The organism is Vibrio sp. 10N.247.310.23 (genome assembly GCF_041467155.1).
Lineage (GTDB): Bacteria > Pseudomonadota > Gammaproteobacteria > Enterobacterales > Vibrionaceae > Vibrio > Vibrio crassostreae_C.
In genome coordinates, this window is the sequence record NZ_JBFSTZ010000067.1 from 1 (window position 1) to 4,212 (window position 4,212).

A 4,212-nucleotide genomic window follows, 5' to 3' on the forward strand; every position below is an offset into this window, starting at 1 on the left:
CCACTGCGTACCAGATGATGCTCGATGACAAACACGAGTGCAGCGTCGAAAATCTCCTCCATCTCATCTTAATGTCAGAGCTCTCAAAGCTGGATGAGCACTTAAAAGGCACCGAAGCCAGCTCTCTTGTGTCGAAAAGCATCGAGAAGACCGCCATTTCCATCAAGTCGGTTTTGGCAACTTACATTAAGTCCTTGCGCTACCTGCATGGTCTCGATGAAAAAGACAGTCAAGGAAACCGTAAACGGGCGCGGTTTTCCATCACCGATTGGGTGCAAGATGAATCGCAGCAAGGCTTTTTATTTCTCTCCAGTAACGCAAGACAGCACACTGCGCTCAGACCGCTGATATCGATGTGGCTTGCCATTGCCTCTAACGCCATCTTAGGGATGGAGCCTGACGAAGACCGTCGTATCTGGGTCATCATCGATGAAATGCCAACCTTGCATAAGCTACCGGAACTCACGCACATCATTTCAGAAGTGCGTAAGTTCGGTGGCTGTTACCTACTCGGATTACAGTCTTACGCTCAGCTTGAGACCACGTATGGCCACAATGCGGCTAGAGTTATATTCGATTTGTTGAATACGCGGTTTTTCTTTCGCGCACCATCTAAAGCCATGGCAACCGTCGCCTCTGACGACTTGGGTGAGCAAGAGATTGACATATCGAGAGAGAATATTTCTTACGGTGCAAATGCACTGCGTGATGGTGTGTCATTGGGCCATCAAAACAAAACGCGCCCTGTCGTGTCGCCTGCTGAAATCCAAGGACTGGATGATTTAGAATGTTACTTGCGCACTCCGAACTCCATGTTAATCACCAAGCTCCAATTAAAGTACGACCGAATGAGCAACATTCAGCCGTCATTTATGAAGCGGGTCATTCCTGGTGGTGAAAAGATGGAGAGCCTAGACCAAGCCTTGATTTTTCATGAGTTAATTGCATTGCATGAACTCGATGAAACGCAAAGAAAACGTTTACTGGCTATCCAACAAAGCACTTATGAGAACGAAACCGAGCAGCAGCAAACAAGAGAAAGCCAAAAACAAACCATGACGAAAACGTCAAAGTCATCAACACCGCCATTGAAACAGGGACAGAACCAACAACTGGCTGAGCAAACTCAAGACGAGTTGCAACGAGAGACCGAAGAAGCGTCCATTACACAACAAGATATGGGCGAGATAGCCGATTAAGCCTGTCAGGGGTGTCCAAAATAGAGGAAGTACCATGATCATGCGCGGAAAAATAATCCGTTGGATTTCAAACAGAGGGTTTGGGTTCATTAAGAGTGATGAATATGAACGCGATATTTTTATTCACATTTCCGATATCACCAAGCGAAGGAGGCAACCAAAAGTTGGTGATACTGTGGAGTTTCGCTTGGACACAAGCGAAGGGATCGTATCCGCTAAAGCAGCGTCGATAATTTCCCCGTCCAATAAAGTGTCTACAACGTTTATAAATATAGTAGCCATGACTGTTCTTTGTTTTTTGGTCGCAAGTCTGACGGCATACAATTGGAGAAAGAACGATTTACCTATTTTATCCAAGCCAGATTTGAGTTCGCAAAATAGGAACCCTCCACCACTCAAATTTTATTGCGAAGGAAAGATACATTGCCGTGAGATGACCTCGTGCAAAGAAGCGATGTTTTACTTAAGGAACTGTCCCAATGTGAAAATTGATGGGGATAACGACAACATTCCTTGTGAAAGACAGCATTGTTGATTGCTAACCCCTCACTTGCTTGACGGTACACGCATAAAAGTCATCACCGCTAGAAGACGCTCTGGATGCCAATATTATTCCCCATACCTCCTACCTTTCGATGATCTTTAAAAGGAATTGCGAACATGAGTCAAAACACAAAATACCCACATAAAGAAGAAGGGAATAGTAAAGCCACATCACAAAAGCCCACCACTTTAGGGGATCGCCTTAAAATTGCATTAGGCTCAATGTCACAACGAGAATTGCAAGACGGTGGGGCGGGACGAGCGCAACCATCAATTGTTATGTAAACAATAGAAATCACCCTAGGATTAACGATTTAGAAGCGTTTGCAAAAATAACCAACACTGACTTGCTTTGGATCATCACGGGACAAAACTACACTCAAGCCAATTGGCTTACTCCAAACCAATCAATTGAAATCTGCCGCGACAACAGCATGACTCCAACCTTTACCGAACTAACCCCCGTCATTATTGAAACCATAAAAACAGAGCAACCTATTCATAACGGGGTTTACTGCATTGGAGTCACTCAGGGCATCGCGTTTCGACGATTGCAATGGGATGAAGAAAGGCAAGGCTTTTGGCTGCGCTGCGACAATCTCCACTTTGAACCTCAATTTAGCCAAGCGCCGAACGTAATCGGTAAAGTCGTCGGGGCGGTTATGCCTGTTTTATAAGGAAGCATCAATGTACACACTCAAAAGCAAAATACTCTCCTACTTATCGAGTCAATCCTTAAAAAGGAACGCTCATTTTTTTTGGCAAATGCTCGTAACACGCGCCTCTATAGGTTGCTTGTTTTTAACAGTCTTTTTTGCGCTCAACGGAAACATGTTAAAAGGCATCGAAATAACTCTGCATATCATGGCCGATACCGCCAAACTCGGCCCTGCACCAGATGGCATGATAAAGATATCTCACTGTATCAATAATGCCGATCCCACCCTCCCGTTGCCAGAGCCGATTTGTACGAAATCCATCGAAACAATTTCCATTAAAGAAGCCGCACAAGCAACAATGCAGAACTCAGTGACTTTCATCCTGATACTTTATTACCTAACTGGAGCCATAGTTGGTAACAGCTTGTCATTAATAAATCAATTCACGAGAGCTTCATATCAATACCTCGCGCCAAAAATTCGCCCTTACCTCAACAGACAAATGCACAATCAATTACAAGAAGACGTGAATTGGTGCGCCTCAGTAATTGAGCAACACTTTGAGGGGCAGCCTTACTGGGAGGAAACCGTGACGGCATACTTCACGCGAGGCGATAGCACCGATGTGCGGTATTGGAAAATGGTCAATCAGATCGCGACTAAACGTTGCACGGAGACTCCGAAAACATTGTTACACGTTGAGGCTTATCGAGAGATGAATAGAATGGCGTTATTTTCTATCAACGTTATGGCTGGCGCCTTGCTCGATTGTCGCTATAACACCAATATCAATAAGAAAAAGCTAGAAGACGTATTAAAAATAACGCACGATTCCCTATCTATTCGCGCTCCGAACTCGCTGTCAGAGCACGATGACATATTACAACGCATACAGACTTGCATTGATCGCTTTTGTGAATCGATAGGAGAGCCCTCTGCTGACTTCATCGAGTACTCAGGTAAATTAGATCAAATCCGTCTTACTGACGCTGAGCAATACCGAAACAAACCACAATGAAGCTTAAATAACAGCCGTATTCACCTTTCCACCAAAGTAGCTCACACACCCAACTCTGATACAATACCCCTGGCCGCTTAGACTCTCTGTGTTTAAGTGTTCTTTCTCGTCGCCTGCATACGTCTAAGCGCCCCATTCCCCTAGCTACTTTTGGTGATTTCCAACACAAGGAAAACACTAAACATGATGTCCATCAGCCCACTAAAATCCGCCTCTGGCGCTTCGAAATACTACTTAAAAGAAGAGCAAGAGCTTAATCAATCCACCCTCGCACTTGAAAAAGACGGTGACAACTATTACCTCAAAGAACAAAGCCAGGACAACAACACGTTTTGGCATGGCAAACTAGCAGAAGAAGTCGGACTGCTCGGCAAGCCTGTTGACCAAAAAACGTTAGAGTCCGTGCTATCTGGACACCTTGGCGACGAGACCATCAAAGGGAAACGGGAAAACACTCATCGCCCTGGTATCGACCTCACTTTTTCAGCACCCAAAAGATTAAGCACACTTGCACTTGTTGGCGGAGATACTCGCCTTATTGATGCGCATGATAACGCGGTTAAATTTGTTTTAGACCAAATTGAAAAAGACGTTGCTCAAGTCAAAGTGACTCATGAGAAAGGTACTCAAGAATTTGAAAATACTGAGAACATGGCCTTCGCCGTGGTACGCCATAAAACCAGCCGCGAAAACGATCCACAAATCCATTCCCACACCCTCGCCGCTAACATGACACGTGATAAGGAAGGAGAGTTACGCGCCCTTGCCTCTAGTCTCAAACAAAAGGGCGGCG

Annotated in this window: 6 protein-coding genes; all 6 read left to right on the top strand. The window is 45.0% G+C overall.

Annotated elements, in window-relative coordinates; genetic code table 11:
- On the top strand, positions 1-1,199 hold a 1,199-nt coding region (locus AB6D93_RS23600; protein ID WP_372140261.1), incomplete at its 5' end, for a type IV secretion system DNA-binding domain-containing protein.
- Positions 1,200-1,239: 40 nt separating this feature from the next.
- Complete coding sequence (locus AB6D93_RS23605; protein ID WP_371979980.1) at positions 1,240-1,734, top strand: cold shock domain-containing protein; 495 nt, start codon at positions 1,240-1,242, stop codon at positions 1,732-1,734.
- Between the two features lie 125 nt (positions 1,735-1,859).
- A complete protein-coding gene (locus AB6D93_RS23610; protein WP_154724130.1) occupies positions 1,860-2,027 on the top strand; it encodes a hypothetical protein in 168 nt (55 codons plus the stop codon).
- A 62-nt stretch (positions 2,028-2,089) separates the two neighbouring features.
- Positions 2,090-2,419 carry a S24 family peptidase gene (locus AB6D93_RS23615; protein WP_235612616.1) on the top strand — a complete coding sequence of 110 codons (330 nt, stop codon included), beginning with the start codon at positions 2,090-2,092 and terminating at the stop codon, positions 2,417-2,419.
- 154 nt (positions 2,420-2,573) lie between these two features.
- The gene (locus tag AB6D93_RS23620; protein WP_235612614.1) at positions 2,574-3,419 is read left to right on the top strand and encodes a hypothetical protein; all 846 of its coding nucleotides are present in this window, start codon (positions 2,574-2,576) and stop codon (positions 3,417-3,419) included.
- Between the two features lie 183 nt (positions 3,420-3,602).
- Positions 3,603-4,212 (top strand): MobF family relaxase (gene mobF, locus AB6D93_RS23625; RefSeq protein WP_372159227.1); only part of this gene is annotated, 610 nt, incomplete at its 3' end.